Origin of the sequence: Peribacillus sp. FSL K6-1552 (assembly GCF_038005205.1) — a bacterium.
Lineage (GTDB): Bacteria > Bacillota > Bacilli > Bacillales > DSM-1321 > Peribacillus > Peribacillus butanolivorans.
On record NZ_JBBOST010000002.1, the window covers coordinates 37,848 to 64,843 of the forward strand.

The window sequence follows — 26,996 nt, forward strand, 5'->3', positions numbered from 1 at the left end:
AGGTTGCTTTAGATGAACGAAAGAGATAGGAACGTTTTGATAAGATGAGGGCAGATTGAAATAGGGGATCTATTGAGAATCCCATATTATTACATATGCTGCACGCATTTTCCACGCTGCCCCTGGAGGCTTTCCCTCCCATGTCTCAACGGGTCATAATCATATGCCCTTTCATTCCTTCGTCATGCCTATCCAAGGGGTGGAGGCTGGTTTTGCTAACGGAACGGGTCATTGCCCTTTTGTTCATTACATCCAGTACTTCGTGCTTTCTTTGAAATCCTACGAATAAGCCAACTTTCGTTAAATAACAATGTGAATGTAAATTTACGCTGCTAGTTGTTCAAGAGGGAAGATCATTTCCGGTTTATAGGCAGAGCCATTACGAGCAATCCCTACTAGGACACGGGCGAGTTTTCCACATAGTTTCATGATGGATTTCATTTTCTTAATCTTCTTCACCTTAACATTGTTCGAGTGTAGGGCTTTAAACTCAGGGTTATTCATCACCAGACTCATGGTCGCAAGGAAGAGGTAACGCCGCAGGCGTGATCTTCCACGTTTGGAAAGAACAATTTGGCCTTTCCACTTCCCAGAGCTTGCCTCAGCGAGATGCAATCCTGCATGACGAAGGAGCGCATTCCCGTGAGCGAACCCACTCAGATCTCCAGCTTCTCCTAAGATGCCCGCCAGTGAAATTCCGCTGATTCCTTTAATGGCAAGTATTTGCTTAACGAATGGAATCTGTTCCAAGACGTTTGTGACTTCTTGCGTCACTCTTTCGAGTTGGGATGAAGCGAGATCATATTCCTCTAATAACTGTTCCAAGTGAAGTTTATATGCATCAAGGGCTTGTTTCGTACCAATTGAACGCTTGGCCAATGTAAGCAGGGAACGGGCTTTTTTATGCCCGGAATGTCGCTTCATACATGATTTCCACCCGGTTACGATATCTTGAGGCTGTAAGGAACTTAATTCAGCTGGGGTAGGAAAGAGGCGTAGGGTTGCGATTGCCCCTTTACATGATACGTCTTTAAACACTTGCCGGAGCTCGGGAAAGACAACATCCACCCAGCGATTAATTTGGTTGATGGAGCTAACAAGACGCTTAACGATCACATCTCGGTTAGCCATAAGGACACGAAGTTTTTCAAATGATTCTGAAGTGGAACGAACGAAGGCATAATAGCCATTCTTCACCATATCAGCGATGACAAGGGCATCTTTTTTATCACTTTTGGATTGCGTATTATCACGATTTTCTTTGTTTCTTTTGACATGGTGAGGATTGACCGTAACGACATCAATGTTTTGTTTGACTAGCCACTTTGAAAGGTTCATCCAATAATGACCGGTAGGTTCCATTCCGACTATCGTGGTGTCTAGGTTTTTCATGTGTTTTAGTTCCTTGATCCAGTTTAGTAATCTAGTAAAACCCTCTTCGTTATTTTCAAAAGACAAAGGTTTCCCGATCACAATGCCCCGATAGTTTACAGCACGGGCCACGTGTACGTGTTGGGCGATATCCACACCAACAACTAGATGTTGATCCGTAATTCTTTCAATTAGTTGATTTTGTTTGTTTTGCATTTTAAAATTCATAGTAGGGCTTCCTCCTTAAGACTTTGAGTTAGATTGGACTCTATACTCGTATCTTACTGAGGGGCTCTATTTTTTTCAAACCTGATGTTTAACGATCTACAGGAATGCTAACGCACCCGTTAGTTGATTAACTGGGTGGCAATCAAAAATCAATCAAAATAGACAGGTTCTTGTGGATTATGTAAATGCTTAAAAGCCAATTCAATTTGTGATTCTGTATTTCTAGCTATTGATAATGTTGGTAGTTCATTTTCAGCAAAAAACTCAACTGCACTCGTTTCTATTCCTTCTTTTGGTTGTCCACCAATTATTTCACATTGGATAAACATTTTATAAACGTGATAAAGAGAAGGAGGGTGTGGATGGCACTTCTTATCTAGTACACCTAACAATTTGATTGCTTTCACATCAAACCCTGATTCTTCTTTTACTTCTTTGACTGCAACTTCACTTGGAGCTAATCCTATGTCACCCCAACCTCCTGGTAACGACCAATCACCATCAGTGTTTTCTCTAACCATTAAAATTTTATTATCTTTAAAGACAACCGCCCTAATATCTACCTTAGGGGTTGCATAACCAGTTTCATTGGCAAACAGATCTTTTATTACTTTCTTGTTCATATCTGTTTGTTGCGACAATATTTCAACGCTTATATTTCTTATCAATTCAAATCTTTCCAAGTCATATACATCTTTCGAATAAGTTAATCCTGCCTGTGCAATGGATTGAAGTTGTTTCGACCATTCAAGCCATTTAGGTTCCATCTATCTTCACCACCAATTCATTTATACCTAATATTACCATATCCCTTTCGAAAACTAACCTGCCCCGTCAGTTGCATAAAGAAAAAGCTGCCTTAATGACAGCTCTGATCTTCAGCTAACGCACCCGTTAGTTCATTAAAAAAGCGATTCTTATTAAAGAATAGCGCCCGTTTGCGGAACAACTTTATCGACGTGATTACAAATTTCACTGGCGGTATGTCAAAATCCATCAATTATTGGCCCAACAACTATTAATTACCCTTAATTTATTTGATTTGCTCAGCCAACTCTAAAATAATTCCCTCTGGTCCACGACAGTAGCATAACTTATAACTTTCTTCATAGTGTTGTATCTCACTAAAGATTTCCGTACCTTTCTTTTTCAATTTGGCAACAACAGCTTCAATATCTTCAACAGCAAATGCAATATGCCGGATACCCAGGGTATTTGCAAAAGGTTGCTGAATATCTTTTTCATCTGACGGCGTATAAAATTTAATTAGCTCTATCCATGCCTGACCGTCTGGCTTCCCCAATCCTACACATGCTACTTTAACGTCATTAAGCCCACTCATCTGATCCATCAACTCTCCTTCCAATTCCCATTCCCCTTGCACTTCAAGTCCAAAATCGAGAAAAAACTCTTTAGCAGCAGAGAGATCATTTACGATTACACCTACATGATCTATTCTGAGGATCTTCATATCTCATACCTCCTATGTTCCTGTTATTTTGCAATATCCTGTATTCTTAAATTCTAATTCTCTAAAAACAGAAAATATCCTTCTTCAACAAACTGGCCCAATTGTTGAATAAAGGTCAAAGAGCACTCTTCAACTATCCTCCCCGTTAGTTCATTAAGAAAAGCGATTCTTATTAAAGAATCGCGCCTTTTTCTTGAATAAACAAGAAGCTCATATTAGCCGGTATTGTGGAGGCAATTAACTTACTCTTGCTGGTAATGTTAAATATCGTAGAAGAGTGAGATTACTTTGGATCAACAATTGTTTGATTAAAGTTATTCGTTAGCTCAAAGAAAGATCTGTGTAAACATCTCTCGATCCTCAATTAACGTCACCTTTTTGAAGAAAAAATGGATTACTCTTCTCTTGCCTATTTATAATGAATAACATTTCAAGAATACCAATAAAAAACATAATCAGTCATAACTGAAGAATCACCCAACTGATGTAACATAGCTGAAATATTCCCTCTATGATAGGTTCCATGATTCACAACGTGTAAGACCATTTCAGATATACTTGTTTCTCTTAATCCTGCCCATGGATTATCCAACATTATTCTCTTTTCCATATCTTCCTGTCTGTTCAAAAAGGATTTAAACCGAGATGTTAAAGTGTGAAATTCCGTTTCTAAGTCTTCAATGGGCAGTTTCTCAATCTTTTCTTGAATTTGAAATGAAGATTGCATTGCTTCATTCATACTCTGACCCTCTAGGGTATTAAGCCATCCATATTCCACCAAATAGAGATGAGATAAAACCTTTGAAACAGAAGAAAAGACACTTTTCATTTCCTTTTGATATTTCTCAGGAGAAAGTGTCTTAAGATGATCAATAATCCGTTGATTTGCCCATACATGATAGTTATATAGATTTTCTACATGATTTGCCATACAATCGCTCCTTATCATCACGTTTTTTAATATTCTTTATCAGAATGAATTATTCCTTTAAATATTATTACTTATCTGATGAGATCTTCAACTAAATGGCCCAATTGTTGAACAAAGGTCAAAGCAATCTTCAACTAACCTGCCCCGATAGTTTCATAAGAAAAAGCTGCCTTAAAGACAGCTCCGATCTTCAGCTAACGCACCCGTTAGTTGAATAAGAACTTTGGTTTAATCATCGTTTTTTCTATTCTTATACATCTCTTTTAGTACATTTGGTTCAGGGATGCTATTTAGTAGCTTTATTAGTGTATCAACACATCTATCGCTCGTAAAGTCACCTTTTTCTTCTTTTACCATTTCCAAATAAGCCATGGTTATCATTACAATGTTTTTAGCATCTGTTTCATCTAAAGCCTTGATTTTTTCTCTTGTTTTATCAAAATCGCTATTTCAAACAAGTAACCTAATATACATATTACAAATGCAGTTTCAATAATTAATTCTATGATGGAAGAACGGAAATGAAAATAACGTATGACTAAATCCGATAGTAAAGTAAAAAAGAAGAACAAATGCAAGACTTTTTGCCTTTTAGTTAGTTGTGAGATAGGTTCAAACATAGAGTATTCTCCAATATATTTTAGTTTTTATATAAGGATTTTACCATTCCATAAAATGAAAAAGTAATCCAATTAACGGAACTATTATGCAACTAACCTGCCCCTATAGTTGCATAAGAAAATGAGCTGCCTTTAAGGCAGCTCCGATCTTCAGCTAACGCACCTGTTTGTTCAATAAAATTTATAATTGAGTTCCTTTATCGTTATCAAACACTCTTGAATTCCCAGAGTTTAAATTTTGTAATATTTCGATCTGAAATTTATCGGCTATTTTAAACGTAAATTTATAAATGAAGTATCCAAGAATAACACCTAATACATTACAAATTACGTCATCAATATCAACTGTTCTTCCCCAACCACCTGCTATTAGTTCAATAAATTGTATAGATTCTATACTAATTGATATAACAAATCCGAATAGTACAATATTTTTAAAATCCTTAAATTTATTCCATATTATCGGTGATAATACACCCAAAGGCATCAATAATAATATATTCCCACCCACATTTCTAATAATTAGTCTAATCATAAACACGGTATCACCATCATATGCAATACCTATTTGTTTAATATCGTTTATAATTCCAACAAATGGAGTGAGATTTAAGCCAAACTTAATATTTTGCATATTAAAATCAATCCATAAAGCTAATGGAAACAGTGTAACGGAAACAACCATAAGTATGTATAAAACAAAAAGAAAATTAATAACTTCCCTTAACCAATATACTTGTTTTTGTTTTTTTAATTTAAACCCTATTAAAATACCTCTTCCAGCCAAATAACATATAACTCCAATTCCAATAAGCAAACTACCATTAATTAAATACACTCCATCGACCCTTCCTTCCAGCTCAAACAAACCTTATTTTACCATAGAATATTGCCTTGGTTAGAATTTAATTCTGCTCGTTCATTATCACCAATAAAACCAAGATATTATTGCGTTTCTTAATGAACTATCCTGCCCCTTTAGTTCTATAAAGAAGGTTCCATAAACGCAATTTTTTGTTCCAAAACTCGTCATTCTTGTTACACCTGTTTTTTCACTTATGTTTTTCACTGATTCATTTTCATTGAGCAAATTTTATTGGAACTACTTAGCGAAATATTTGAATAGTCTGAAAACTTTTGGTATAATAGAAAAAAGGTCAAGGAGTTGGTTTCCTATGGAAAAGAATTTGGCTAATACACCACCACAACCTGAAATAAACGTCAAGGATTCTGAATTTGCTGAAATGGTGATAAACAAAGCCCTTCTTAACTTCCGAAAAGAGCAAATCCGAAAAGAGATTGACCAGTCATTACAGGATAAAAACAAAGAAGAATTCCTACGATTAACAGAGGAATTGAAAAACATTTCTTAAAATGTTGTTTATAAAATGAACTTAACATATTTGTAACTTTAAGAAGTACGCCAAAACGCCAATCCCATATCTATAAGGGATTGGCGTTTATTTGATTTTTATCGATTAAGCACGATATTATAAATAAGTTATTATTTGTTCCAAAACTCGTGATTTAGTATACAGTTTTTATTAAATAGTTTGATTATTTTTAGTGATCCTTATAGAACTAACGCACCCGTTTGTTCATTAAGAAAAGCGATTCTTATTAAAGAATCGCGCACTTTTATGGAATAATCATTGTAAAAATCCACTTAAAGTTTAGCTGGGACACTTTATTGACAAAAGTCATAGATTTATTTATTTTTATTTTCTAATTCCTCAACTCTCCTTTCCATGTTCTTTATTTTTTTGATTGAGTGAAGGGCGAGCCCTAAAGCTATTCCACCTAAAGTGAATGCTGGAAAAACAAAAAAAGTAAACCATTCCATCTTTTAACACCTCCCTAAAACTACTAAACAATCTGGCCCTTTAATGGAATAACATATGTTTTAAATTTAATGTCACTTAACAGTATTCCTTATGGAACTATCCTGCCCCTTTAGTTCCATAAGAAAAAGCTGCCTTAAAGACAGCTCCGTTCTTCAGCTAACGCACCCGTTAGCTTAAGTACAATAATTCACAATCTTACTTTTTTAGATAAAATCTATTACTAAAAGTTTTATATTGTATAAATATTTTAAATATGTAAAAAAGCTTACTCAAAGAGTAAGCTTAACCTCTATAAACACTATCACATGTTCCAGGTTTTGGTTCATAAAAACAATGGTCTTTAAATTGACCAGTATGAGGTTGATCATACCATGTTGGAGGGCATGGAGCATATGGATTAAAATACCAAAGAGCATATCTAGCCGGATGCTGTCTCCAGTGCTTCAAATTCTGTTCTGCTAATCTTCTTTCAATACCTCTCGCTCTTTGATAAAATACATTCCCTTTTTGAACAGCTTCAAAAGAATAATTTCCTCCTTGTACATGATAAATGACTTGTGGAATTGTTCTTAAACCTTTAAAGTCTAAACAATTAGCTACAAGACGATTCACAATTACATTTCCAACATATAACATTCCTAGTTGTCCTTCACCTTCGGCTTCTGCTCTCATCATCCTTGCCATTAAGTCAACGTCTGAACTTCGGTAACTTGCTCTTGCCATTTTTTCACCCCAAATATATTGTATGAAAAATAGCCTACAGTCTTGTCATTATTTATGTAATATAAATGCTTAGTTATAATAACTTACAGCTTTTAAGTAAAAGGAAAACTATTGCATTCTTTTTTCCCTTTATGCAACTAACCTGCCCCGTTAGTTGCATAAAATCGAGTAGGAGGAGGCGCCTAGCCTCCGACCTCTCACACCACCGTACGTACCGTTCGGTATACGGCGGTTCAGTTTAAGTCTGACGTAGTTTTGTATATCGTTCATATAGATTTACTAACCCTTGGTGGAGCCAATAAACATTATTAAGGATTTTGTCTAGAATAGGACTATGCGCTATGCGCCAATAACCCTTTCTGCTATTTCCCCATTCATATGCTTTTCCAAATGGGACGCCTAATCCTTTGAGTTTCTTCACCCTCGTTCTTGGCAATTTCCATTGCTTCCATAGGCACATCCTGAGTCTTCTTCGAATCCATGAATCTAAATTCTTCAATACGTTCGGAGTATCAATGAGGGCGAAATACCCCATCCAACCTCTAAGGTATTGCTTTAACTTATTTATTCGGAGTTTCATGGGTATCGGTAATTTTCTCGAGGTCATTTCCCTGATTCGTTTCTTTACTCTCTTCACCGTTTGTTTAGCCAGTAGAACCTTCGGGTTCTTCTTTGACTTCGTGAAACTAAAACCGAGAAACGTTCTGTTCCAAGGGCGATCATACTTCGACTTCTCGTAGTTGACCTTTAGCTTCAGTTTATTTTCAATGAAGCTTGAGATATTTCCCATTGCACGTTTGGCGGCTTTTCGTGTCTTCACAAAGATAGTACTGTCATCCGCATACCTTACGAATCGAAGATTGCGTTTCTCTAGTTCTTTATCTAAATCGTCTAACATGATATTAGATAATAAAGGACTTAACGGACCTCCTTGCGGAGTTCCCTCCTCACTTTTATGAAAAAGTCCGCCTATCATAATGCCTGCTTGAAGGAATTTACGAATCAGTTTGAGAACTCGTTTATCTTCAATTTTCCGCTCTAACATTCCCATGAGCTTGTCATGATTCACTTTATCGAAGAACTTCTCCAAGTCCATATCCACTATCCATGTATAACCTTCGGTTATATAGGACTTTGCCTTTCGAACCGCCTGGTGCCCTTGTTTGTTAGGGCGAAACCCTATTCTCCGAAAAGGTTGAGTCATATATCTTGGTCAATATTTGGGCAATGGCTTGTTGAATGAAACGGTCTAGAACGGTTGGAATACCCAATAGCCGAACTCCGCCGTTTGGTTTCGGGATTTCGATACGACGGACGGGCTGCGGTTGATAGGTACCCTGTAAAAGGGCAGTTTTCATGTTGTACCATTCGGTTGCGAGGTGCGGTCTCAGGTTTTGAACCGGCATTCCATCTACACCATGGCTTCCCTTATTTCTTTCTACACGCTTCAATGCCTGTATTAAGTTTTCCCTCTCTAGTATCTGTTCCATTAACATCGTTGATATCCTTTCCCTGCGTGGACGAGATGGTCTATTTGTGCCTTTATCTGCTCCGCCCTTTTGAAGTTCCCCGTGTATTCACCACTTCTTCCTTCAAATAAGTTCCGTTAGGAATTGTTTGCTTCTTCGCAGATAACGAACGCCTAGTATTCATCCTCCTTAATCTGTTCGGTCCTTCCTTATCTTCTCGAGTAGACAAGTACTATGACCTCTGCTGACTTCTGATGATTCAGCTGTCCATCACTGGACAGGTTACCAAGTGTACTTGGCTGTCATCAGACCTCCCCGGGTAAGAGTGCAATCTTTCCCTCCATCTATCTGCTTCATTTACTCTGTACCACCTTCGGCAGTAAGGACTTTGTTTTGTTTCGCAAACTCATCCAATGATACCTAGCCTTATATGAAGTTCGTGTTCCTCAGACCGGAGGTTTGCCGCTTGCTTCCTTCAGATTCCACGTCACCATGGACACCCTTGCATTAAGCTAACCATTACTACTGCCTTCATGGTTCGGGACTCACACCCTATAGATTGCACCCATGCCGGGCGCACGAAAAAGCTGCCTTAAGACAGCTCCGATCTTCAGCTAACGCACCCGTTTGTTTAAGTGTATTTACAATTAAAAAGTTGGTAAAACAAGAAACGAAGTTCTTAATATTATTAAAAACTCCGTCTATTATGTAAAAATTTATTTGATTCTTTAGTATCTCTTTTAAATTTCCTATATTCCCAAAAGAACCTTATTAAATATGCGATTATTACACCAACAGGACCTCCCCAGGATGCGGGTCCATTAATAAGTATATAACTTGAAATCCATCCTAAAATCATAACGAATGCAAAAATAATTAAATCTATTTTTTTCTTTTTTAAAAATGCCTTAAAATACACTGTTTTCACCTACCAATAAGTATTGATTCTATATTAATTGTTTTAATATTTTTATTTCACTAACCTGCCCCGTTAGTGCCATAAGAAAAAGGCTGCCGCAGCAACCCCTGTTAATGAACTAACGCACCCTTTAGTTTAAGTACATTTCTTCACAAACTTATATTAGTTCGCAACTAAGATTTAAGAACATTATTGATAAATTCTGTTTTTGCTTTAGTGTACGCTTCACGATCATTGCTATATTTTTTTGCTAAATTTCTTTTAAGAATAGCGTATTCATCAATAAACTGCTGATTAGTCAGTAATAAATCACGAAAAAGTAGCTGATTATCCCACCGTTCTTCTCCCTCAAGTAAAATATGTAAATGTACTACTCGTTTGTCGTTTATTACTTTCACAAAAAATCTTTGCCAAGGTCGATTGTCTATGTTAGGTGGTATATAATTCCAGTCGTGATTAGCTAACAATGAAGATATTTCTTTTATTTTTTGAAATGAATCAATTTTAGCCATTAAATCAATGATTGGTTTAGCTGGTAAATTTGGAATAGATGTACTTCCATAATGTTGAATTTCCGTTATGCCGAAAGTTGAAAGAAGATTAAGAAGAAGTGCTTTTTCCTGATTACCTTTTTCTACCCACTTGGGATTTGGTTCGACAATGTCTATTGTCTCATTAGCCCAAACGGGCCATGTGCTTTCATCATGAATATCTTTCATTTTACTCTCCCTCAAGATTTTAATTTTTTCAGTTTCAGAAAAATCTTTGTACCTGCATTCTTTACAAACCTGCCTCGATAAAAGAAAAAGCTGCCTTAAAGACAGCTCCGATCTTCAGCTAACGCACCCTTTAGTTTAATAAGAAAAGTGATTTCTTTTACATATTAGATGTTGAAAAATATTCTAGAAAATGTGACGGTCTTTCCTTAATTAAAGCTACCCATTACTTTAAGTACGTTTTTTCACAAACATTTTTATTAATGCGTTGTCATAGCTCATCATCACTTTATATCTTTAACCAGCTTTATTTTTTTAGGGCTTTCCTTTGCTGTTTTAGAATCAAGTTTTTTCGAAATAAATAACATTAATCCTCCAATACCTACTATACAGCCACGCGAAAAAAGTGCTGAAGGACTACCAAAACCACTAAAGAAAAAATACAAACCCAATCCCAAAACTAACCATCCAGTAATTAAAAGGAAACTCGAAAAGAATTCACCCATCATAATAACCACCTTACATAAATATAACCTAAAATATACCATAAGCTTATTCAACTAAACTGCCCCGATAGTTGATTAAGACTTATTGTAGAGTTGACACTAACTATGACATAAAAAAAGACGGATTTACCGTCTAACTAATTGTAAGAAATTTCTTCAACTCCATTATTTCCCCTCAAAACCTCCTGCAATTAAAAGTCCAGATACGAGACTAATAATACCTAAAATTTGAAAATAAGTGGACAGGCAATCGCTATTCTTTTTTTGTTCTTTCTAATCTCTTCTTTATTACGTCCAAATCTAGAAAGATCGAATAACTAATTCATCATCAAAACGTATTACATTTTACTATCTTTATCCACTCGTTTTTTTAAAGCGTCCCAAGAAAAATAAATCAATAGAGTTGTTATCAAAATTATGAAACCAGCTTGTGTGATATAAGCAAAGTCCCATTCTCTAACTTCTTTCTCATCCTGGCCTTTATAATTTTGAATTATATAGTTCGAAGTTTCATAATCCATAAAAACGTAACAAATAATTCCTCCTATTATTACTCCAACTAATAATGATAATAAGAACTTTTTCAATTTTGTGTCCTCCTGCCCTTTCCAAATATGAACTGAGGATAAAAATTGAAATAACCAAAAATCCCCATCACATAGTGTTCTCTTAAAAAATTTCAATACCTTCTATGTCAGGACAGATATTAGATATATTCATGCCTCTTTGAATATTCGTTGACCTATTTTATCTTGAGCACCTTGAACTTCATAGGGTGGAGCAATAGCATAGATAGCCTTTATCTTATGTATGGGCAAGCATGAGCCACGGAATTTTGCAAGCTAAGAAAATCCCAGCAAAAAAAGCCCTTTCCTGTACGTTAGGAATTGACTTTTTTTATTTCTCTTATTGTGCTAAAGCAAAGAATCAACTGTAGCTTTGAAATAAGATTGATCAAAATGGATTCTTTTCTATTAATTTTGTTTGCAGTTTTTGTAAAATAGTTTGATTATTTTTAGTGAACCCTTATAAAACTAACGCACCCGTTAGTTCATTAAGAAAAGCGATTCTGGAATATTGAAAAAAAGAGGCCATCCTTTTTGGACAGCCCCCTTTCCGCTAATTATAAAATTTCTAGTAGAGCTCGATATCATTATATTGGTCACTTCAGAATGTTACCATCTATACTTCAGAGAAGGTATCTCCAAAATGAATTGGCTTTCAATCTTTGAAAACTATGAGAATACTGCAATTTTACGTGCGATAGATTCTGTTAAACGAGATGCTACTTTTGGAACAGCCCATTTAATAATTGGTGTTAACACCGCACCAGATAATCCGCCTGCATGGATTTCCACCGTACAAGTCATTATTGTTTTACCATTAACATCTTCTGCAGTAAAGTGACCGCTTCCTGTAAAATTATCTGATAAACCTTTTAGTTCAAACTTAATATTTGAAGGTTCATTCCATTCGGTAATATCTACCTGCGCTTGTATTGTTTTTTTAATACCTTTCACACTACCTTCAAATGTCCAAATAGATTGCTTGTCATTTATGATTTCATGTTCTTTATAGGCTGGTACTGTCGTTGCCCATTTTTCGAGATCACTGACATAATCCCAAACTGCTTGTACATCTACTGGAACTACTACAGTATGCGTTCCCGTTGCCATTATGATCCCCACCTTCACTATGTATGAATTGTAACTTTACATTTCTACAAAATAATTATTACATAAAAAGCATAAACTTACATCACTAATTATACATAGCTTTCCTTCTTCCAATCCCCCAATTATTTGTAGAATCAAAATTTCCCAATCCTCCACAATCCGGCCCTTTAATGGAATAACAGGACTGACGTTTTTAAACGACTTTAATGTCACTTAACAGTATTCCTTATGGAACTATCCTGCCCCGATAGTTGCATAAATCGAGTAGGAGGAGGCGCCTAGCCTCCGACCTCTCACACCACCGTACATACCGTTCGGTATACGGCGGTTCAGTTTAAGTCTGACGTAGTTTTGTATATCGTTCATATAGATTTACTAACCCATGATGGAGCCAATAAACATTATTAAGGGTTTTGTCTAGAATAGGACTATGCGCTATGCGCCAATAACCCTTTCTGCTATTTCCCCATTCATATGCTTTTCCAAATGGGACGCCTAATCCTTTGAGTTTCTTCACCCTCGTTCTTGGCAATTTCCATTGCTTCCATAGGCACATCCTGAGTCTTCTTCGAATCCATGAATCTAAATTCTTCAATACGTTCGGAGTATCAATGAGGGCGAAATACCCCATCCAACCTCTAAGGTATTGCTTTAACTTATTTATTCGGAGTTTCATGGGTATCGGTAATTTTCTCGAGGTCATTTCCCTGATTCGTTTCTTTACTCTCTTCACCGTTTGTTTAGCCAGTAGAACCTTCGGGTTCTTCTTTGACTTCGTGAAACTAAAACCGAGAAACGTTCTGTTCCAAGGGCGATCATACTTCGACTTCTCGTAGTTGACCTTTAGCTTCAGTTTATTTTCAATGAAGCTTGAGATATTTCCCATTGCACGTTTGGCGGCTTTTCGTGTCTTCACAAAGATAGTACTGTCATCCGCATACCTTACGAATCGAAGATTGCGTTTCTCTAGTTCTTTATCTAAATCGTCTAACATGATATTAGATAATAAAGGACTTAACGGACCTCCTTGCGGAGTTCCCTCCTCACTTTTATGAAAAAGTCCGCCTATCATAATGCCTGCTTGAAGGAATTTACGAATCAGTTTGAGAACTCGTTTATCTTCAATTTTCCGCTCTAACATTCCCATGAGCTTGTCATGATTCACTTTATCGAAGAACTTCTCCAAGTCCATATCCACTACCCATGTATAACCTTCGGTTATATAGGACTTTGCCTTTCGAACCGCCTGGTGCCCTTGTTTGTTAGGGCGAAATCCATAGCTATTCTCCGAAAAGGTTGAGTCATATATCTTAGTCAATATTTGGGCAATGGCTTGTTGAATGAAACGGTCTAGAACGGTTGGAATACCCAATAGCCGAACTCCGCCGTTTGGTTTCGGGATTTCGATACGACGGACGGGCTGCGGTTGATAGGTACCCTGTAAAAGGGCAGTTTTCATGTTGTACCATTCGGTTGCGAGGTGCGGTCTCAGGTTTTGAACCGGCATTCCATCTACACCATGGCTTCCCTTATTTCTTTCTACACGCTTCAATGCCTGTATTAAGTTTTCCCTCTCTAGTATCTGTTCCATTAACATCGTTGATATCCTTTCCCTGCGTGGACGAGATGGTCTATTTGTGCCTTTATCTGCTCCGCCCTTTTGAAGTTCCCCGTGTATTCACCACTTCTTCCTTCAAATAAGTTCCGTTAGGAATTGTTTGCTTCTTCGCAGATAACGAACGCCTAGTATTCATCCTCCTTAATCTGTTCGGTCCTTCCTTATCTTCTCGAGTAGACAAGTACTATGACCTCTGCTGACTTCTGATGATTCAGCTGTCCATCACTGGACAGGTTACCAAGTGTACTTGGCTGTCATCAGACCTCCCCGGGTAAGAGTGCAATCTTTCCCTCCATCTATCTGCTTCATTTACTCTGTACCACCTTCGGCAGTAAGGACTTTGTTTTGTTTCGCAAACTCATCCAATGATACCTAGCCTTATATGAAGTTCGTGTTCCTCAGACCGGAGGTTTGCCGCTTGCTTCCTTCAGATTCCACGTCACCATGGACACCCTTGCATTAAGCTAACCATTACTACTGCCTTCATGGTTCGGGACTCACACCCTATAGATTGCACCCATGCCGGGCGCACGAAAAAGCTGCCTTAAAGACAGCTCTGATCTTCAGCTAAAGCACCCGTTACTTTAATAAGAAATAAGGAACTCAATTAACGTTAATTCCTCAAACACAATGCCTTTTATTTTTTACACTCAAAAGAATAATCATTTGTGAGATTATTATGTATTTCTAATATGACTTCCCCACCAATTTCATAGCAGCGAGTACTAGCTAAATTTATTTCTTTAGTATTGAAATAACTAGATTCAATCGTTAAATAAGCGACTCCAAAAAAAGCGATAAATAAAATCCATAAAACTCCTGTAAAATGCTTATTTTTAAATATAGTCATTTTCAGAACACCCCTATTAAGATTGAACTAAACTGTCCAATTATTTAATACGTTTGAAACGATCATAAGTTCCATTTTTAAAAATGAAATTTTCCAAAATTAACAAAATCCATTTCTGCTTATTGAAGAAACCTGCCCCGATAGTTGCATAAAGAAAAAGCTGCCTTAAAGACAGCTCCGATCTTCAGCTAAAGCACCCGTTACTTTAAGTGCAATACTTCACAAAGTAATGAATAATACTTTTCAAATAATACTTTTCAAAAAATACTTAACCATTCCAATCTCACAGTTGAAGGTTTTATGGCTTTCTTTATAACTACCTCAACAAATTGTTGTTTTCGTTAAACGGAGCATGGGATTCCTTTTATGTAAGTCACCAACTATTTTCCACAAGTTACCCTGCATTTTTCTTCCACTTACTGGAATTATGCAGACTCGAAAGGAATTTCATCATACAATACTTTTAGGTGAAAAGAGGTGTTTAAAATTTGAAACTTTTCCTTAATATTGACAAAGCACTTAAAGAAACGAGAGTTACCATCGAAGGGCCAGAGTTGGAGGAAAATATACAGGAACTAATTGACTTCATCTATGGAAGGGAGCAACAATTCCTGATTGGAAAAAAGGGAGAAATGCAACATATTCTCAAACCGGATGACATCCACTATTTTCATACTGAAAACGATCATATTATCGCCGTAACGGAAATAGATTCTTTTATTTTAAAAGAGAAATTATATGAGCTCGAGGCCATGCTCCCCTCTAAAAAATTTATCCGCCTGTCTAAATCGGTTATCGCCAATTTGAATCAATTGAGCCGTTTTGAAGCATCATTCAATGGTACACTCTGCGTTTACTTCAAATCAGGAAAGAAAGAATATGTGACTCGTACCTATGTCCCTGCGATTAAAGAAGCTCTAAAATTGAATAGGAGGAAAGTAGAATGAAAACATTTATTATCCGTAGTTTCATCGGTATTTTCTTCGGAGGCTTTATTGCGGTTTTAATCACCAATTTGAATATCCTTTTCGGCGGCTTCGAAATGATAGATGGACCATTATTTTTGAAAAACTCCATAGGTTCTGTTCTCTGCGGCTGGTTTTTTACAGTCAGTCCTTTGTACTTTGAAAACAGGAAATTGAAACTTTCCCAGCAGACCATTCTTCATTTTTTAACCGTCACGATCCTATACCTCATCTTGGCACTTACGATCGGATGGATCCCATTTAATATCATAAATATTTTGTTAACACTCTTAATTTCCATTGTCGTCTATACGATCTTTTGGGTTGCATTTTATCTTTACTTCAAAAATCAAGCACGGAAATTAAATGATGATTTAAAGAAACTATGAGAATTGATGTTTATGAGGTACTGGGATCGCTTATACGCTTTATGGCGGATATGAGATAAAGAATGAGAAGTTTATACAAAGTTTAATTGGTCATGAAAAGAATGAAACGACTCGCATTTATGCTCAGTTAAGTGGTAAGCATAGAAAAGACTTTTACCAGAAGTACTTTTAATTATTAAAAGAGCAGCTCCTAAAAAGACGTTGCTCTTTCAATCCAAGCTCTCCTTTAGTTAAATTACTTTTAAGGGAAATTTGAATATTACCCTTAAATTTCAGTTACAGTAACTCCATCTATCTTTACATCAAATGTTAAAGTAACAGGATCCTCTTGAGGATTATGATGTTCTGTATGCCAATAAGATGACAAAAATAAAAATTGATAAATGTTTCATACTTTTAGCTACCTTCTTACTTTTAAAGGTAGCCTTTCCCCATCATAACAAAATATGTGTTAGCTCAACTAAACTGCCCCGATAGTTGCATAAGAAAAGCGATCCTTCTTAATGAAGAATCGCACCTGTTAGTTCATTATTGTTTTTTCCATACCCCACCTGAGCATGTCTCTATCCAGTACACCTTTAACATTTTCCCATACAACCACTTTAGGTTTCCATGCCCCCATATTTTCAATAATGTGTAATGTCTCCCACATAAGTGAAGATCGCGTTTTATCTTCATCTTTTCCACCTAATCGTTTAGCAGCTCTTGAATAGTCTTGGCATGGACTACCATGTATGAGAGTGTCAGGCTTCAAATCCCATCCTACAACTGATTGTTGCTTGTAACGATTATCATAGAGGGCATTATAGTCTCTCACCGCACTCTCTTTTATCTCCACATAATCAATAGCCTTATGTTCTACACCGAGATTGATTAAGGCGTTTTTAGGAGCGCCAATACCACCGAATAATTCAAGGATTTTTATCAATCTTTCCACCCCTTTATTAAATAATAATCTTTGGGACAGTAAGACAGTGGGGTAAACTTAACAACCGATTTTCAAGTTGTTTTACAAAGAGATAAGTGCTTAATACAAACAGATCACTACATTCATTTTTCGCTACTAGCCCATTGTTAAATACATATGTAAAAAACTTCGAACAAAAGGTTGTAATTTCTTAGTTAAATTCTTCCTTTTAATAAATAGATAAATGTTTAAATGGAGGTGATTTAGTTGGTATCTATGAAGTTACTACAATGTTTTTGTGAAGCAAGGCGTACTCAAGCCTTTTATAGCAAGTGTTTAGTTTATGCCGTAACCGAAGAGGAAAAGGAATTCTTAGGTGAATTAGTCAAAACTGCTACTAAAACTTCAAATGAAATCAAAGAGTTTTGTGAGTCAAATTCCTAAATAAGAATAATTCAGCAATTATTACTGAATTATCCTAGATATTACTGTAAAATTTTTTGTATATAAAGGGAACATACGTTCCTTAATGGGGGTATTGAGTATGGAAAATGAAGAAGATTGTTGTTGTGAATTTGTTAGTTTTATCAAAACAAATGAAGATTTTTTGAACAATCCAGTAATCAAAGGTTTTTTATCAAAAAAAGATAATTATCGTTTATTTAAACAGTCCATTTGTCATCCAACTCAACAAAATCAAGAACTGTTAGATCAAGCGTTTCAAGCTTTTTATTTTTATGTTCGTTTTACCGCATATGTATCTTCAACACTTTACTTTCACGGAATTAATTTAGATAAAAAATTCCAAAAAGTAAATAATCGGTTCCCATTAACGCTAGATCAACCTGTAAACGATGATTCGGAAGTGTCTTTAAAAGACCTTGTCAGGCACAACGAGGATTTCGAAATAGAATCAGAAAATATTTTAGATTATATAATTGATCCTAATCTCTATAAAGGGATTCAAAATATAACTCCTAACCAAAAGAGGATTCTTTATTTGGTTTATATTAAAAACTTTACAGATTCTGAAGTTGGCATTCTTTTAAAAAAGACACAGCAAGCTGTTTCTAAGTCACGTAATAAAGCATTGATAAAACTTAGAAGGTATATGAATGAAAAATTGGAAAGAACATCTATGTAATTCAACTGGAAGGGAAGTAAGTATTTTTTATGGACAAGATTTTGTATCAATTAGCAATCGATTCAAAAAAAAATAATGAAGCAATTGAAACGGTATTAAAGTTTTACACACCCAAAATAAAAAAAACTCTACTACAAACGAGTTTACAGAACAGAAACGACTTAGAACAAGAGCTGCGTCTTAAATTGGTAAAAATGATAAAAATGTACGACCTTGATGAGATAGTTGGCTTTGGGGGTTTTACGAAATGATAAAAAAATAAAACTACTTTAACAAAGGTTGTAAAACTATGCAGTTATTATTCTTTACTAAATATACGAAGGGAGAAGAAAAAATGGAAAATGAAATCTTAGTTTATACCATGTTTAACTGTATTTTTTGTATCAACCAAAAAAAGTGGATGGAGACTAATCAACTTCAATATGAAGAGCGCAACATTATCAAAAGTTCAGAATATAAGAAAGAATTCAATGATCTAAATGGTGCAGGACTCCCCCTTACTGTTATTCGGAGTAACGGGGAAGAAACCATTATTGTGGGTTTTAATCAAAAAAAGCTGGAAAACTTACTAATTAAAAATAATATCTAGTACTTATTTCCAGTGGCAGTATAGCCAAGTGGTAAGGCAAAGGTCTGCAAAACCTTGATCCCCAGTTCGAATCTGGGTACTGCCTCCAAAAAAATGTAGTAGGAGGAATTTCCATGTCAAGTGAAATTAATGAGTTTTTGAATGAGATCCCAGAAGTAGAATTAAATTCTATTGTTAGAACACTTCAAGAAAAATCTGAGTACAATATCTTTCTAGAAAAACTGTCTAATGAACATAAGTTAGGTAACGTAAAATATTCAGGTGTATCCGGATATAAGCCGGTAGACCAAACAGATTCCGTATTTGTACAAATGTATTTTGATGATAATGCCACAGTAACATATGTTCGTAAAGAACAATTTGAATTGATTCAAGGTGTAGTTAATCAGAATGGAGAAACTTTTTCATATGTTTTATATCAAAATGAATTAAATCTAGTAAGTATTGCTGCTATCAAGGAAACTAATGTTGAAATTCGTTGGTCCAAGCATTCAGCTGATAAATTGCCTAGTGGCTATATAAAACAAGTTCAATCTTTTCCTCTTGAAAATGACTTTTACATTGAGAATATTGCGTTAGAAAACTCACCTACTGATTCGAATACTCAAATTATGGGTACTTGTTCAACATGTAAAGCCATTTGTAATAACCTCCAAGGAATGTCATGTTCTTTAGTTGGTGCAGCAGCTTGTACAGTCGTTTGTGCAGCTATAGCAGGACCAGCTTGTGTTCTCATCTGTGGAGCCTTATGGTATGTTAAATGTGTTCTTGATAATAAGTTGATCTGTGGTACCACTTGTAAAAATTTAGGATATTGCTAATTGACTTAAAATCCTCCTATTATTGTGATAGTCTATATTAGGAGGGATTTTATGACAAAAAATGTGTATGTTTTAAAAATGGTTTTGGTTTTTGTGTTTCCCGTATTTACCTTTATTTATTTAAACGACAGATTTGGAATGATCCCTGCTGCTCTAGGGGGCTTGATTTTACTTATTGCCTTAAGTACTCTTTTATTTTTAAGAAAAGAAAATAAAATGAAATGAAATGAAAAAACGGTAGTCATTAAAAACTACCGTTTTTTCTTTTGATATCTTATAGGCCCCATATTAATGGCGTATGAATTTATTCATGCGTTTTTTGGGTTGTAATTTACTTGATTTATTACCCTTTATTTTAATAAGAAGGAGGGATTTTCATGAATAATATGGTTGTCTTATATTCAGAAAAAAAAAAAAGGTGGGCTTTAAAGATATATATCTCCCTAATATTATTCAAATTGGAGCTGATCATAAGTGGGATCAAAATATTACGGGGAAAAATGTAGTTGTATCAGTGCTTGACACCGGGGTAGATGAGTTACATCCGAATCTAAGTGGCCAAGTAATCGGAGGCCTTAATTTTACAAATGACTATCAAGGAGACGTATCCATATATAAAGATAATAATGGACATGGCACCCATGTTTCAGGCATCATCACTGGTAAATTTAGTACTGATAATAATGTAGTTGGGGTAGCACCTGAAGCAAGAATACTAGCCTTAAAAGTTTTAGATATGAATGGCATTGGAAATGTTAAATCCTTAATTGAAGCGATTCATTACTCAATTGATTGGCGAGGTCCTAACCAGGAGAAAGTTGAAGTTATAAACATCTCTTTAGGAGTTAAACAAAATGATCCTGAACTCCATGAGGCCGTTAAAAAAGCAGTAGAGGCTCAAATACCAGTGGTAACAGCTGCGGGTAATTACGGTGACGGAAATATTTTCAGTAATGAATATCTTTATCCAGGCGCATATCAAGAAGTAATTGAAGTTGGAGCTGTCGATAGGAATAATAAAATCACTTCTTTTACAAATACAAATGAACAGATTGATATATACGCACCTGGGGTTCACATAGTATCGACTTATTTAAATGGCGATCTTATTACCTATTCTGGAACTTCAATGGCAGCGCCTCATGTGTCTGGTGCGATTGCATTATTAAAAGATCAAGTAAGAAGCAACAGGATATCATTAAATGAAAGTGAAATATTTTCCCTATTGTGTAAAAACACTAAACCCATGAATTTGAGCAACAAAGAAATTGAAGGATGTGGAGCTTTATACTTATCATAAGCCCTGCCCTATTTAAATTTTTTAAAAAGAGGTGAGCCAATGAGTCCCGCAGAAATTCCCCTTTGGGTATCTTTGCTTGGAAACTTCGGATTTCCTATAGCGATTACAATTTATCTATTTCTACGGTTTGAAAAGAAACTCGAAAAATTAGGAGATGTCATTATACAATTAGCAGAGGTTATTAATGCATCCAAAAAATAATTGTGGTCGGCTCCTTTATTCGCTTCGCTCTCTAAAAAAATTAAAAGCAGATTTTTCCTACGCTAAGGAATCAACTTTTTTATTTGAATACTACTTAAACGTATGTTTTAACTAGCAGGACACCTTTGCTTAAATAACACCTTCAAGGCTATAACAGATTTACTGTTACTAAAAAAAAATATCTCTAGTAACTAATATATTAATTACTATAATATTTTAATGTTAGTTACTAAATAACATGGATAAATTCCACCTCTCCTTTTTATTGCAATACTTGGGACACTTGGACAGTGGGTTAGACTTAAAGCTTGTTTTCAAACAGTTTTGAGAAGAAAAGAGTAAATATGGAGTCCTACAAACCTCTTATTTGGAAGTAAGAAACAAGAAGACAATTATTAAGCAAAAAAGCATTCAGTTATTTTGAATGCTTTTCTACAAACACTTGCTGTATTATCTATATTATATTTGCACATGTATTGTCACTTAGTCTTGTTTTTTTGTTTTTTTACGTGATAGCAGCCCATTTTTTTTACTTTCATTAAAAAAAGAAAACCCAATCAAAAAGAAAAAGGTATGAAGCATTGGTCTGCGGTTTAATTTGTTATTATCTTCTTTTAATTCACTAACTGATAATCCTGTAATATAAGATAAAAACGCAGGATATAAGGGCAAACAGCAAGGAGATATAAAAGAAAGTACCCCAGCACCAAAAGATAAAAAAATATTTAAGTCTCCCAATCTAATTTCCTCCAGTTTTGATTTTTTCTTTTATATAACTTTACCATATTTATCTATATCCTCTTAAACTATCCTGCCCCGTTAGTTGCATAAGAAAAAGCTGCCTTAAAGACAGCTCCGATCTTCAGCTAACGCACCCGTTAGTTCATTAACAAAGTATCAAACTTTATTTCATTTCTCCCCAAACACCATTTACTGTATCTTGTAGTATTATGGCTCGTGTAGCGTTTGTGAACATACTAGTCAATTCAGTTAACTTCACTTCTTTTCTGGAAAAAAGGGCAGTGGTGAAGCTCAATTTGGGTAAATTATACAAAAATATTTAGATATTAATTTATTTTAGAAACTTTTCATATAAAAAGCTACCCATTAAGAGTGGGTAGCAAGTAATACAAGTTATTTGAAAACAATTTGTAGTTTTCCATATACTTTGCCAGAAGAGTATCCATCTTTCACATCAACATAAAATTTACCTATTTTCATACCTGTGAATAATGTCTTTCCACCTGCTAAGCTATGATAGCCTGTGCACTTTCCAGTACTAGCATTGCAGAGACGAGACCATACGTTACTATAATTAGTCAATAACTTACTTCCAGAAGAAGTCTTTAAATAGATTGGGGAAACTAGTTCTACCTCTAAGTCACTACCTTTGTTAGGATTTCCAATTTCACCATCCCATTTTCCATCTTCTGTTTGAAAAGAATACTGAGGAACACTTGCTTGAGCAGAAGAAGTACCTAATACCATTCCACCTACCAGAACTAACACAAAGGTACTTAAGATTGAAAATAAGCTTTTTATGTTATTTCCTCCTCCAATCTTTATCCCTTTTATAATATCAGAATAAACTGATTATTAAAATGATTAAAAATGACTATAGCTTCTTAGATTCAAACATCTTTTGGTTGCGTCATCTTCATCGTTTTAACAGTTCTAGTCACTACGTTTGTTGAACTAACCTGCCCCTTTAGTTGAACAAGTAAAAACCTGTTTCATATCCAACAGGATTTTTATCAATCTTAATTCAAAATCCACACTAGAATCATTTAGTGATTTCATAACACAATATTTGTAACTTTTGGAGATATTTCGCGCGTGTTTTAAGTGTTAATTTGCACATCCAACTTTTAAAAAAGCTACCTAAAAACCTAATCGAAAGTTGAAACTTAGCTTTTATTTGTCTCTAATTACATTGGTGTAGACTTATGTGAGCATGATAAAAGGCAGCTGTTTTGCTGCCTTTTTGTATACAAATAAAGTTAAAGATATTTAATTTCGCGTAGACCTCGATAGCAACAATTAAGGGGTTCTTTTTTTGTTCATAATTAAAAATTTTATAGGCTAGACCCTAGAAACGTTTTAGTTTAATAGAATAAAATCCACCTGAATAAATAAGGGGAGTTTTTTTATTTTGAAGGGCTATAGGGTTTAAACGGTTTACTTTAATAGAATATACTCCACTTGATTAAGTAAGAGGGGGAATTCAAATGTTAAATATGAAAATTTATGTTGGCAAGGCAAAGAACAGGTGGAACAGTTTTACAGTAGGGATAATCGTTGGTATCGGAAATGATCAATATTACATAGTAAGGTTTAGAGATGGAAGGAAAACGTGGATTAGGAAAGATTGGATTTTGTTTTGGTATTAGAAAGCTCCCTTCGGGGAGTTCCTTTTTTGTATTAATTTCCATTCCGGACCATAATTAACAAGGTTCTGATAGTTTCCGCCATACCGTAAAAAGTAAAAAAGCCCAGCCCATTACAAGCTAAGCAGGTTTCCGTTTTGATGTCTGTACCCCAATTTCAGCTTAGACTGCGACTGATGGGATTGGTGGTTCTGGTGGGATTGGTGGTTCTGGTGGATCTGGTGGGATTGGAAGCTGTGGAGGACGCTGATTGTAGCTTTTGTTATACCATCCCATATATACAACACTCCTTTTTCTACTATATATATGGGATGAAAAAATACATGCTTGTCCAAATTACCTAAGTTCAGTGCTTTTATCTTATCGAGTCTTCTATTGAAAAAATCCCTCTCAAAAATTCATTCCAATAGAGTACACCCAATAGGAACGTTTTCGAAATCCATTTAAATCAAAGTTACAACCTTATCCATATTTCAAGTGAACATTTGTAAATTTAGAGGACACTCATAGTAGACAATTAAAAATGCTATTTTAAGTGGATTTTGTTTGTAAAATTTAAGTTGTATAATAAATGAATTAGATAAGTAGATTGAAAGGAAGAGTTGGTTATGGGAAAAGGTAAAAAAATAGGGTATGCCCGCATGTCACTTTAGGCGATAATTTGCACTTTTTTTAAGTGCTATTTTGCACATGCAACTTTAAAACCCAACTACCTTCATAAGAGATTAGCTGGGTTTCTTATTTTTACTGTTTTTCTAAATACCGATAAATCGTTGTTCGAGATACACCCCATTTTTCTGCGACGTCTTTAATCGGTGTACCATTTTCAATTAGTGACTTCATCATTTCAATATCTTTCGGTCCAAATTTTTCAGGACGTCCCCCAAGACGACCACGTGCTCTAGCTGCAGCTCGTCCGGCAGCCGAACGTTCCTCAATTAAATTACGTTCAAATTCCGCAAATGCCGCAAATAGATGAAACATCAATTGGCCTGTGGCATTACTTTTGTCCATTGTTAAATTTTCTTGTAGACTGTGGAAGCCCACACCACGTTCATTTAAGCTATTCACAATTTGAATTAAATCTTGCATATTGCGTCCTAATCGATCCAATCGCCAAACAACAATCGTATCGCCTTCACGTGCATACTGAAGTGCTTCCTCTAAACCAGGACGCTGTCTTTTTGCCCCACTCATTTTATCGTGAAAAATTTTGGAACAGCCATATTGCGTAAGAGCGTCCATCTGTAAATCTAAATTTTGTAATCCCGTCGACACACGTGCATATCCAATTAACACTCAAATCACTCTTTCTTATTTTTCCTTTATATCTATTGTAACATAAGATAAAAATAGATAGGTTATTGAACATAGAATAATGAACAGAGTTTTGTTACGATAAAGGCAATAAAAAACGTCCTTTTCAAATCGAACAGTGGTGTGTTCAGAAAACGACGAGTTTTGGAACAAATAATAACTTATTTATAATATCGTGCTTAATCGATAAAAATCAAATAAACGCCAATCCCTTATAGATATGGGATTGGCGTTTTGGCGTACTTCTTAAAGTTACAAATATGTTAAGTTCATTTTATAAACAACATTTTAAGAAATGTTTTTCAATTCCTCTGTTAATCGTAGGAATTCTTCTTTGTTTTTATCCTGTAATGACTGGTCAATCTCTTTTCGGATTTGCTCTTTTCGGAAGTTAAGAAGGGCTTTGTTTATCACCATTTCAGCAAATTCAGAATCCTTGACGTTTATTTCAGGTTGTGGTGGTGTATTAGCCAAATTCTTTTCCATAGGAAACCAACTCCTTGACCTTTTTTCTATTATACCAAAAGTTTTCAGACTATTCAAATAATTAACCTAGTAGTTCCAATGAAATAATCCGTTTGCTCAATGAAAATGAGTCAGTGATGTAGTTTTATAAAAAAGATTTATCATTTAAAACAAAGTTCGATTATTTAAAATACTGTTTGATTAAAGATCCTGTTAAGTTACAAAAAATTGTATACTTTACAATAAAGTTATGTACTAGACAAAAAAGTTGTATACTTAGTGAAGATATTGTTTATAGTAAGCAAACATTCATCCTTCTTTATTATAGGATGAATGTTTGCTTAGCCTTTAATTTTATTTTTCTCAAATATATATTTCAAGAATAAATCAAAAATAACCTCTTACCAATTATTGTTGGTTTGAAATAAAGATGTATTGTTTATAAGAAAGTCGTACCGTTTTGAACAAAGTTTAACCGTTTACAAAAAACGAACAGGAATTATCATATTCCCTTTTTTTTTGAACTGATATTTTAGTAGGATAAGATTTATTGTAAATGATATGTCGAAATTAAGGAGAGATTATGGAAGCGAAATTACGGAAATTTATCATTGTAGGAACCATTTTATATACAATTTTAATTTTATATTTTATGTTCTTTGCTTTTAATAGATTAGATCATGCAACCGGCGATTATGAATATGTATTTATGCTTGTTCCGGAAAACGTTCCACTTCGATTTCCAGAACCAACTTTTTCATGGTTATACCAATTTGGAAACATTGCTGCTTTTATCCCTTTTGGAGTAGTAATTCCTCTGTTGTATCGTTCCAGTTTTGGGAAGTTCATATCCTTGTTTGTCTTAACGATTCTCGTTTTGGAATCGCTGCAGGCTTTAACTTATCTTGGCAGCTTTGATGTAGATGATGTTATATCCAATACATTAGGTGCAACGATAGGTTTTATCGCCTATAGAGTTGGATTTTCTTCAAAAATTTCTTATAAAAAGCTTATTGCTTCGGCTCTATCTATTGGTGTTCTTCTAGTTGGGGTAATCGTGGTCTCGGAAACTATCAATTATGTTGTAGCGACAAGAGAAAGCCCGATTCAAGCATTACACGATGTGAAAGAAATGAATGGAACCATGCCTATGACTGAAAATCTTCCAAGTATCACCGTAGCAGGCAAGAAAATAGAACCAAAAATGAATGTGTATAACAGTGAAGGGGATAAAAGCAAATCATACACTTACATCTTGGGGAACAAGAAAGATGTCATACTCTATTCTTATTATGGCATTCCAGACAATGGTGATTTCAAGGGAGAAGTCACTATACTGGCAGATGGAAAAGTAAGAGCTCAGTTCAATGAACAATATAATAAAGGGGCAGAATTTGGGGCGGAATTTGTAGAGATACCATTTTATTATAAAGAAAACGAAATTACGATTATCGTTTCCGGGAACGCTAAACTATGGGACGTTAGATTCAGTGAAATGAAGCATTGGTGGGAGTGAAGAACGAACATTCTAAGGGGCTTGCTTTGCAATGTTTTCAACAAATATGGCAC

The 26,996-nt window shown here is 35.1% G+C and carries 30 protein-coding genes, 1 tRNA gene and 3 pseudogenes; 15 read left to right on the forward strand and 19 right to left on the reverse strand.

Annotated elements, in window-relative coordinates; genetic code table 11:
• Positions 1-324 precede the first annotated feature (324 nt).
• From NST21_RS28150 to NST21_RS28170, 5 genes are all read right to left on the reverse strand, one after another.
• Positions 325-1,599, reverse strand: coding sequence for an IS110 family transposase (locus NST21_RS28150; protein WP_340890412.1), 1,275 nt, complete (start codon positions 1,597-1,599; stop codon positions 325-327).
• Positions 1,600-1,748: 149 nt separating this feature from the next.
• The gene (locus tag NST21_RS28155; protein ID WP_340892745.1) at positions 1,749-2,366 is read right to left on the reverse strand and encodes an NUDIX hydrolase; all 618 of its coding nucleotides are present in this window, start codon (positions 2,364-2,366) and stop codon (positions 1,749-1,751) included.
• A 266-nt stretch (positions 2,367-2,632) separates the two neighbouring features.
• Positions 2,633-3,070: a VOC family protein gene (locus NST21_RS28160; protein WP_063236537.1), complete on the reverse strand. Its 438-nt coding sequence runs from the start codon at positions 3,068-3,070 to the stop codon at positions 2,633-2,635.
• 430 nt (positions 3,071-3,500) lie between these two features.
• On the reverse strand, positions 3,501-4,001 hold the full coding sequence (locus NST21_RS28165; RefSeq protein WP_340892748.1) for a DinB family protein: 501 nt from the start codon (positions 3,999-4,001) through the stop codon (positions 3,501-3,503).
• Positions 4,002-4,802: 801 nt separating this feature from the next.
• The gene (locus tag NST21_RS28170) at positions 4,803-5,459 is read right to left on the reverse strand and encodes a VanZ family protein (protein ID WP_340892750.1); all 657 of its coding nucleotides are present in this window, start codon (positions 5,457-5,459) and stop codon (positions 4,803-4,805) included.
• Positions 5,460-5,796: 337 nt separating this feature from the next.
• Between NST21_RS28170 and NST21_RS28175 the strand changes: the two genes are divergently transcribed.
• Positions 5,797-5,994, forward strand: coding sequence for an IDEAL domain-containing protein (locus NST21_RS28175; RefSeq protein WP_056527760.1), 198 nt, complete (start codon positions 5,797-5,799; stop codon positions 5,992-5,994).
• Between the two features lie 335 nt (positions 5,995-6,329).
• Here the strand turns inward: NST21_RS28175 and NST21_RS28180 are convergent, their stop codons facing one another.
• The 9 genes and pseudogenes from NST21_RS28180 to NST21_RS28220 form a co-directional block, all read right to left on the reverse strand.
• Positions 6,330-6,464: a hypothetical protein gene (locus tag NST21_RS28180; RefSeq protein ID WP_269083778.1), complete on the reverse strand. Its 135-nt coding sequence runs from the start codon at positions 6,462-6,464 to the stop codon at positions 6,330-6,332.
• Between the two features lie 283 nt (positions 6,465-6,747).
• Positions 6,748-7,188: a cell wall hydrolase gene (locus NST21_RS28185; RefSeq protein WP_340892752.1), complete on the reverse strand. Its 441-nt coding sequence runs from the start codon at positions 7,186-7,188 to the stop codon at positions 6,748-6,750.
• 238 nt (positions 7,189-7,426) lie between these two features.
• Positions 7,427-8,684: pseudogene (ltrA, locus tag NST21_RS28190) on the reverse strand (group II intron reverse transcriptase/maturase).
• 1,065 nt (positions 8,685-9,749) lie between these two features.
• The gene (locus NST21_RS28195) at positions 9,750-10,295 is read right to left on the reverse strand and encodes a GrpB family protein (RefSeq protein ID WP_340892753.1); all 546 of its coding nucleotides are present in this window, start codon (positions 10,293-10,295) and stop codon (positions 9,750-9,752) included.
• 281 nt (positions 10,296-10,576) lie between these two features.
• The gene (locus tag NST21_RS28200) at positions 10,577-10,801 is read right to left on the reverse strand and encodes a hypothetical protein (RefSeq protein WP_340892754.1); all 225 of its coding nucleotides are present in this window, start codon (positions 10,799-10,801) and stop codon (positions 10,577-10,579) included.
• Positions 10,802-11,136: 335 nt separating this feature from the next.
• The gene (locus tag NST21_RS28205) at positions 11,137-11,385 is read right to left on the reverse strand and encodes a hypothetical protein (RefSeq protein WP_340892755.1); all 249 of its coding nucleotides are present in this window, start codon (positions 11,383-11,385) and stop codon (positions 11,137-11,139) included.
• 648 nt (positions 11,386-12,033) lie between these two features.
• Positions 12,034-12,474 (reverse strand): CoxG family protein, encoded by a 441-nt coding sequence (locus NST21_RS28210; RefSeq protein ID WP_053347531.1) that lies wholly within the window; start codon positions 12,472-12,474, stop codon positions 12,034-12,036.
• Positions 12,475-12,808: 334 nt separating this feature from the next.
• Positions 12,809-14,071 carry a group II intron reverse transcriptase/maturase gene (gene ltrA, locus NST21_RS28215; protein WP_053344638.1) on the reverse strand — a complete coding sequence of 421 codons (1,263 nt, stop codon included), beginning with the start codon at positions 14,069-14,071 and terminating at the stop codon, positions 12,809-12,811.
• Between the two features lie 658 nt (positions 14,072-14,729).
• Positions 14,730-14,942, reverse strand: coding sequence for a hypothetical protein (locus tag NST21_RS28220; RefSeq protein WP_340892756.1), 213 nt, complete (start codon positions 14,940-14,942; stop codon positions 14,730-14,732).
• A gap of 488 nt (positions 14,943-15,430) precedes the next feature.
• Between NST21_RS28220 and NST21_RS28225 the strand changes: the two genes are divergently transcribed.
• From NST21_RS28225 to NST21_RS28235, 3 genes and pseudogenes are all read left to right on the forward strand, one after another.
• A complete protein-coding gene (locus tag NST21_RS28225) occupies positions 15,431-15,889 on the forward strand; it encodes a LytTR family DNA-binding domain-containing protein (protein WP_340892758.1) in 459 nt (152 codons plus the stop codon).
• The gene (locus NST21_RS28230; RefSeq protein WP_340892760.1) at positions 15,886-16,296 is read left to right on the forward strand and encodes a DUF3021 domain-containing protein; all 411 of its coding nucleotides are present in this window, start codon (positions 15,886-15,888) and stop codon (positions 16,294-16,296) included. Before NST21_RS28225 ends, NST21_RS28230 begins: the two co-directional genes overlap by 4 nt.
• Positions 16,297-16,369: 73 nt before the next feature.
• Positions 16,370-16,468: pseudogene (locus NST21_RS28235) on the forward strand (integrase); the annotation flags it as partial.
• Between the two features lie 348 nt (positions 16,469-16,816).
• Here NST21_RS28235 and NST21_RS28240 read toward each other — a convergent pair.
• Complete coding sequence (locus NST21_RS28240; RefSeq protein ID WP_445670613.1) at positions 16,817-17,224, reverse strand: DNA cytosine methyltransferase; 408 nt, start codon at positions 17,222-17,224, stop codon at positions 16,817-16,819.
• A 246-nt stretch (positions 17,225-17,470) separates the two neighbouring features.
• Between NST21_RS28240 and NST21_RS28245 the strand changes: the two genes are divergently transcribed.
• The 9 genes from NST21_RS28245 to NST21_RS28285 all read left to right on the forward strand — a co-directional run bounded on the left by NST21_RS28245 (position 17,471) and on the right by NST21_RS28285 (position 21,258).
• Positions 17,471-17,647 (forward strand): hypothetical protein, encoded by a 177-nt coding sequence (locus tag NST21_RS28245; protein ID WP_340892761.1) that lies wholly within the window; start codon positions 17,471-17,473, stop codon positions 17,645-17,647.
• A gap of 100 nt (positions 17,648-17,747) precedes the next feature.
• Positions 17,748-18,347 carry a sigma factor-like helix-turn-helix DNA-binding protein gene (locus tag NST21_RS28250; protein ID WP_340892763.1) on the forward strand — a complete coding sequence of 200 codons (600 nt, stop codon included), beginning with the start codon at positions 17,748-17,750 and terminating at the stop codon, positions 18,345-18,347.
• A gap of 29 nt (positions 18,348-18,376) precedes the next feature.
• The gene (locus NST21_RS28255) at positions 18,377-18,598 is read left to right on the forward strand and encodes a helix-turn-helix domain-containing protein (RefSeq protein WP_340892765.1); all 222 of its coding nucleotides are present in this window, start codon (positions 18,377-18,379) and stop codon (positions 18,596-18,598) included.
• A gap of 83 nt (positions 18,599-18,681) precedes the next feature.
• Complete coding sequence (locus NST21_RS28260) at positions 18,682-18,936, forward strand: glutaredoxin family protein (protein WP_340892767.1); 255 nt, start codon at positions 18,682-18,684, stop codon at positions 18,934-18,936.
• Between the two features lie 14 nt (positions 18,937-18,950).
• Positions 18,951-19,024 (forward strand) — tRNA-Cys (locus NST21_RS28265).
• 25 nt (positions 19,025-19,049) lie between these two features.
• Positions 19,050-19,757 carry a hypothetical protein gene (locus NST21_RS28270; protein WP_340892769.1) on the forward strand — a complete coding sequence of 236 codons (708 nt, stop codon included), beginning with the start codon at positions 19,050-19,052 and terminating at the stop codon, positions 19,755-19,757.
• Between the two features lie 51 nt (positions 19,758-19,808).
• On the forward strand, positions 19,809-19,982 hold the full coding sequence (locus NST21_RS28275) for a hypothetical protein (protein WP_340892771.1): 174 nt from the start codon (positions 19,809-19,811) through the stop codon (positions 19,980-19,982).
• Between the two features lie 193 nt (positions 19,983-20,175).
• Positions 20,176-21,057, forward strand: a complete 882-nt coding sequence (locus NST21_RS28280) for a S8 family peptidase (RefSeq protein ID WP_340892773.1) — start codon at positions 20,176-20,178, stop codon at positions 21,055-21,057.
• 39 nt (positions 21,058-21,096) lie between these two features.
• A complete protein-coding gene (locus NST21_RS28285) occupies positions 21,097-21,258 on the forward strand; it encodes a YvrJ family protein (RefSeq protein ID WP_340892775.1) in 162 nt (53 codons plus the stop codon).
• 546 nt (positions 21,259-21,804) lie between these two features.
• Here NST21_RS28285 and NST21_RS28290 read toward each other — a convergent pair.
• Together NST21_RS28290 and NST21_RS28295 are read right to left on the reverse strand one after the other, a co-directional pair.
• A pseudogene (locus tag NST21_RS28290) lies at positions 21,805-21,996 on the reverse strand (cytochrome c biogenesis CcdA family protein); the annotation flags it as partial.
• Positions 21,997-22,392: 396 nt separating this feature from the next.
• Positions 22,393-22,746, reverse strand: coding sequence for a hypothetical protein (locus tag NST21_RS28295; protein ID WP_056529663.1), 354 nt, complete (start codon positions 22,744-22,746; stop codon positions 22,393-22,395).
• A 740-nt stretch (positions 22,747-23,486) separates the two neighbouring features.
• Here NST21_RS28295 and NST21_RS28300 point away from each other — a divergent pair.
• Positions 23,487-23,648, forward strand: a complete 162-nt coding sequence (locus NST21_RS28300; protein ID WP_340892776.1) for a hypothetical protein — start codon at positions 23,487-23,489, stop codon at positions 23,646-23,648.
• 741 nt (positions 23,649-24,389) lie between these two features.
• Here NST21_RS28300 and NST21_RS28305 read toward each other — a convergent pair.
• Together NST21_RS28305 and NST21_RS28310 are read right to left on the reverse strand one after the other, a co-directional pair.
• A complete protein-coding gene (locus NST21_RS28305) occupies positions 24,390-24,944 on the reverse strand; it encodes a recombinase family protein (RefSeq protein WP_201251032.1) in 555 nt (184 codons plus the stop codon).
• 306 nt (positions 24,945-25,250) lie between these two features.
• Complete coding sequence (locus NST21_RS28310; protein WP_056527760.1) at positions 25,251-25,448, reverse strand: IDEAL domain-containing protein; 198 nt, start codon at positions 25,446-25,448, stop codon at positions 25,251-25,253.
• 562 nt (positions 25,449-26,010) lie between these two features.
• On the opposite strand from NST21_RS28310, the gene NST21_RS28315 reads away from it, so the two are divergent.
• Entirely contained in the window at positions 26,011-26,943 is a 933-nt protein-coding gene (locus tag NST21_RS28315) for a VanZ family protein (protein WP_340892779.1), read from the forward strand.
• Positions 26,944-26,996 lie beyond the last annotated feature (53 nt).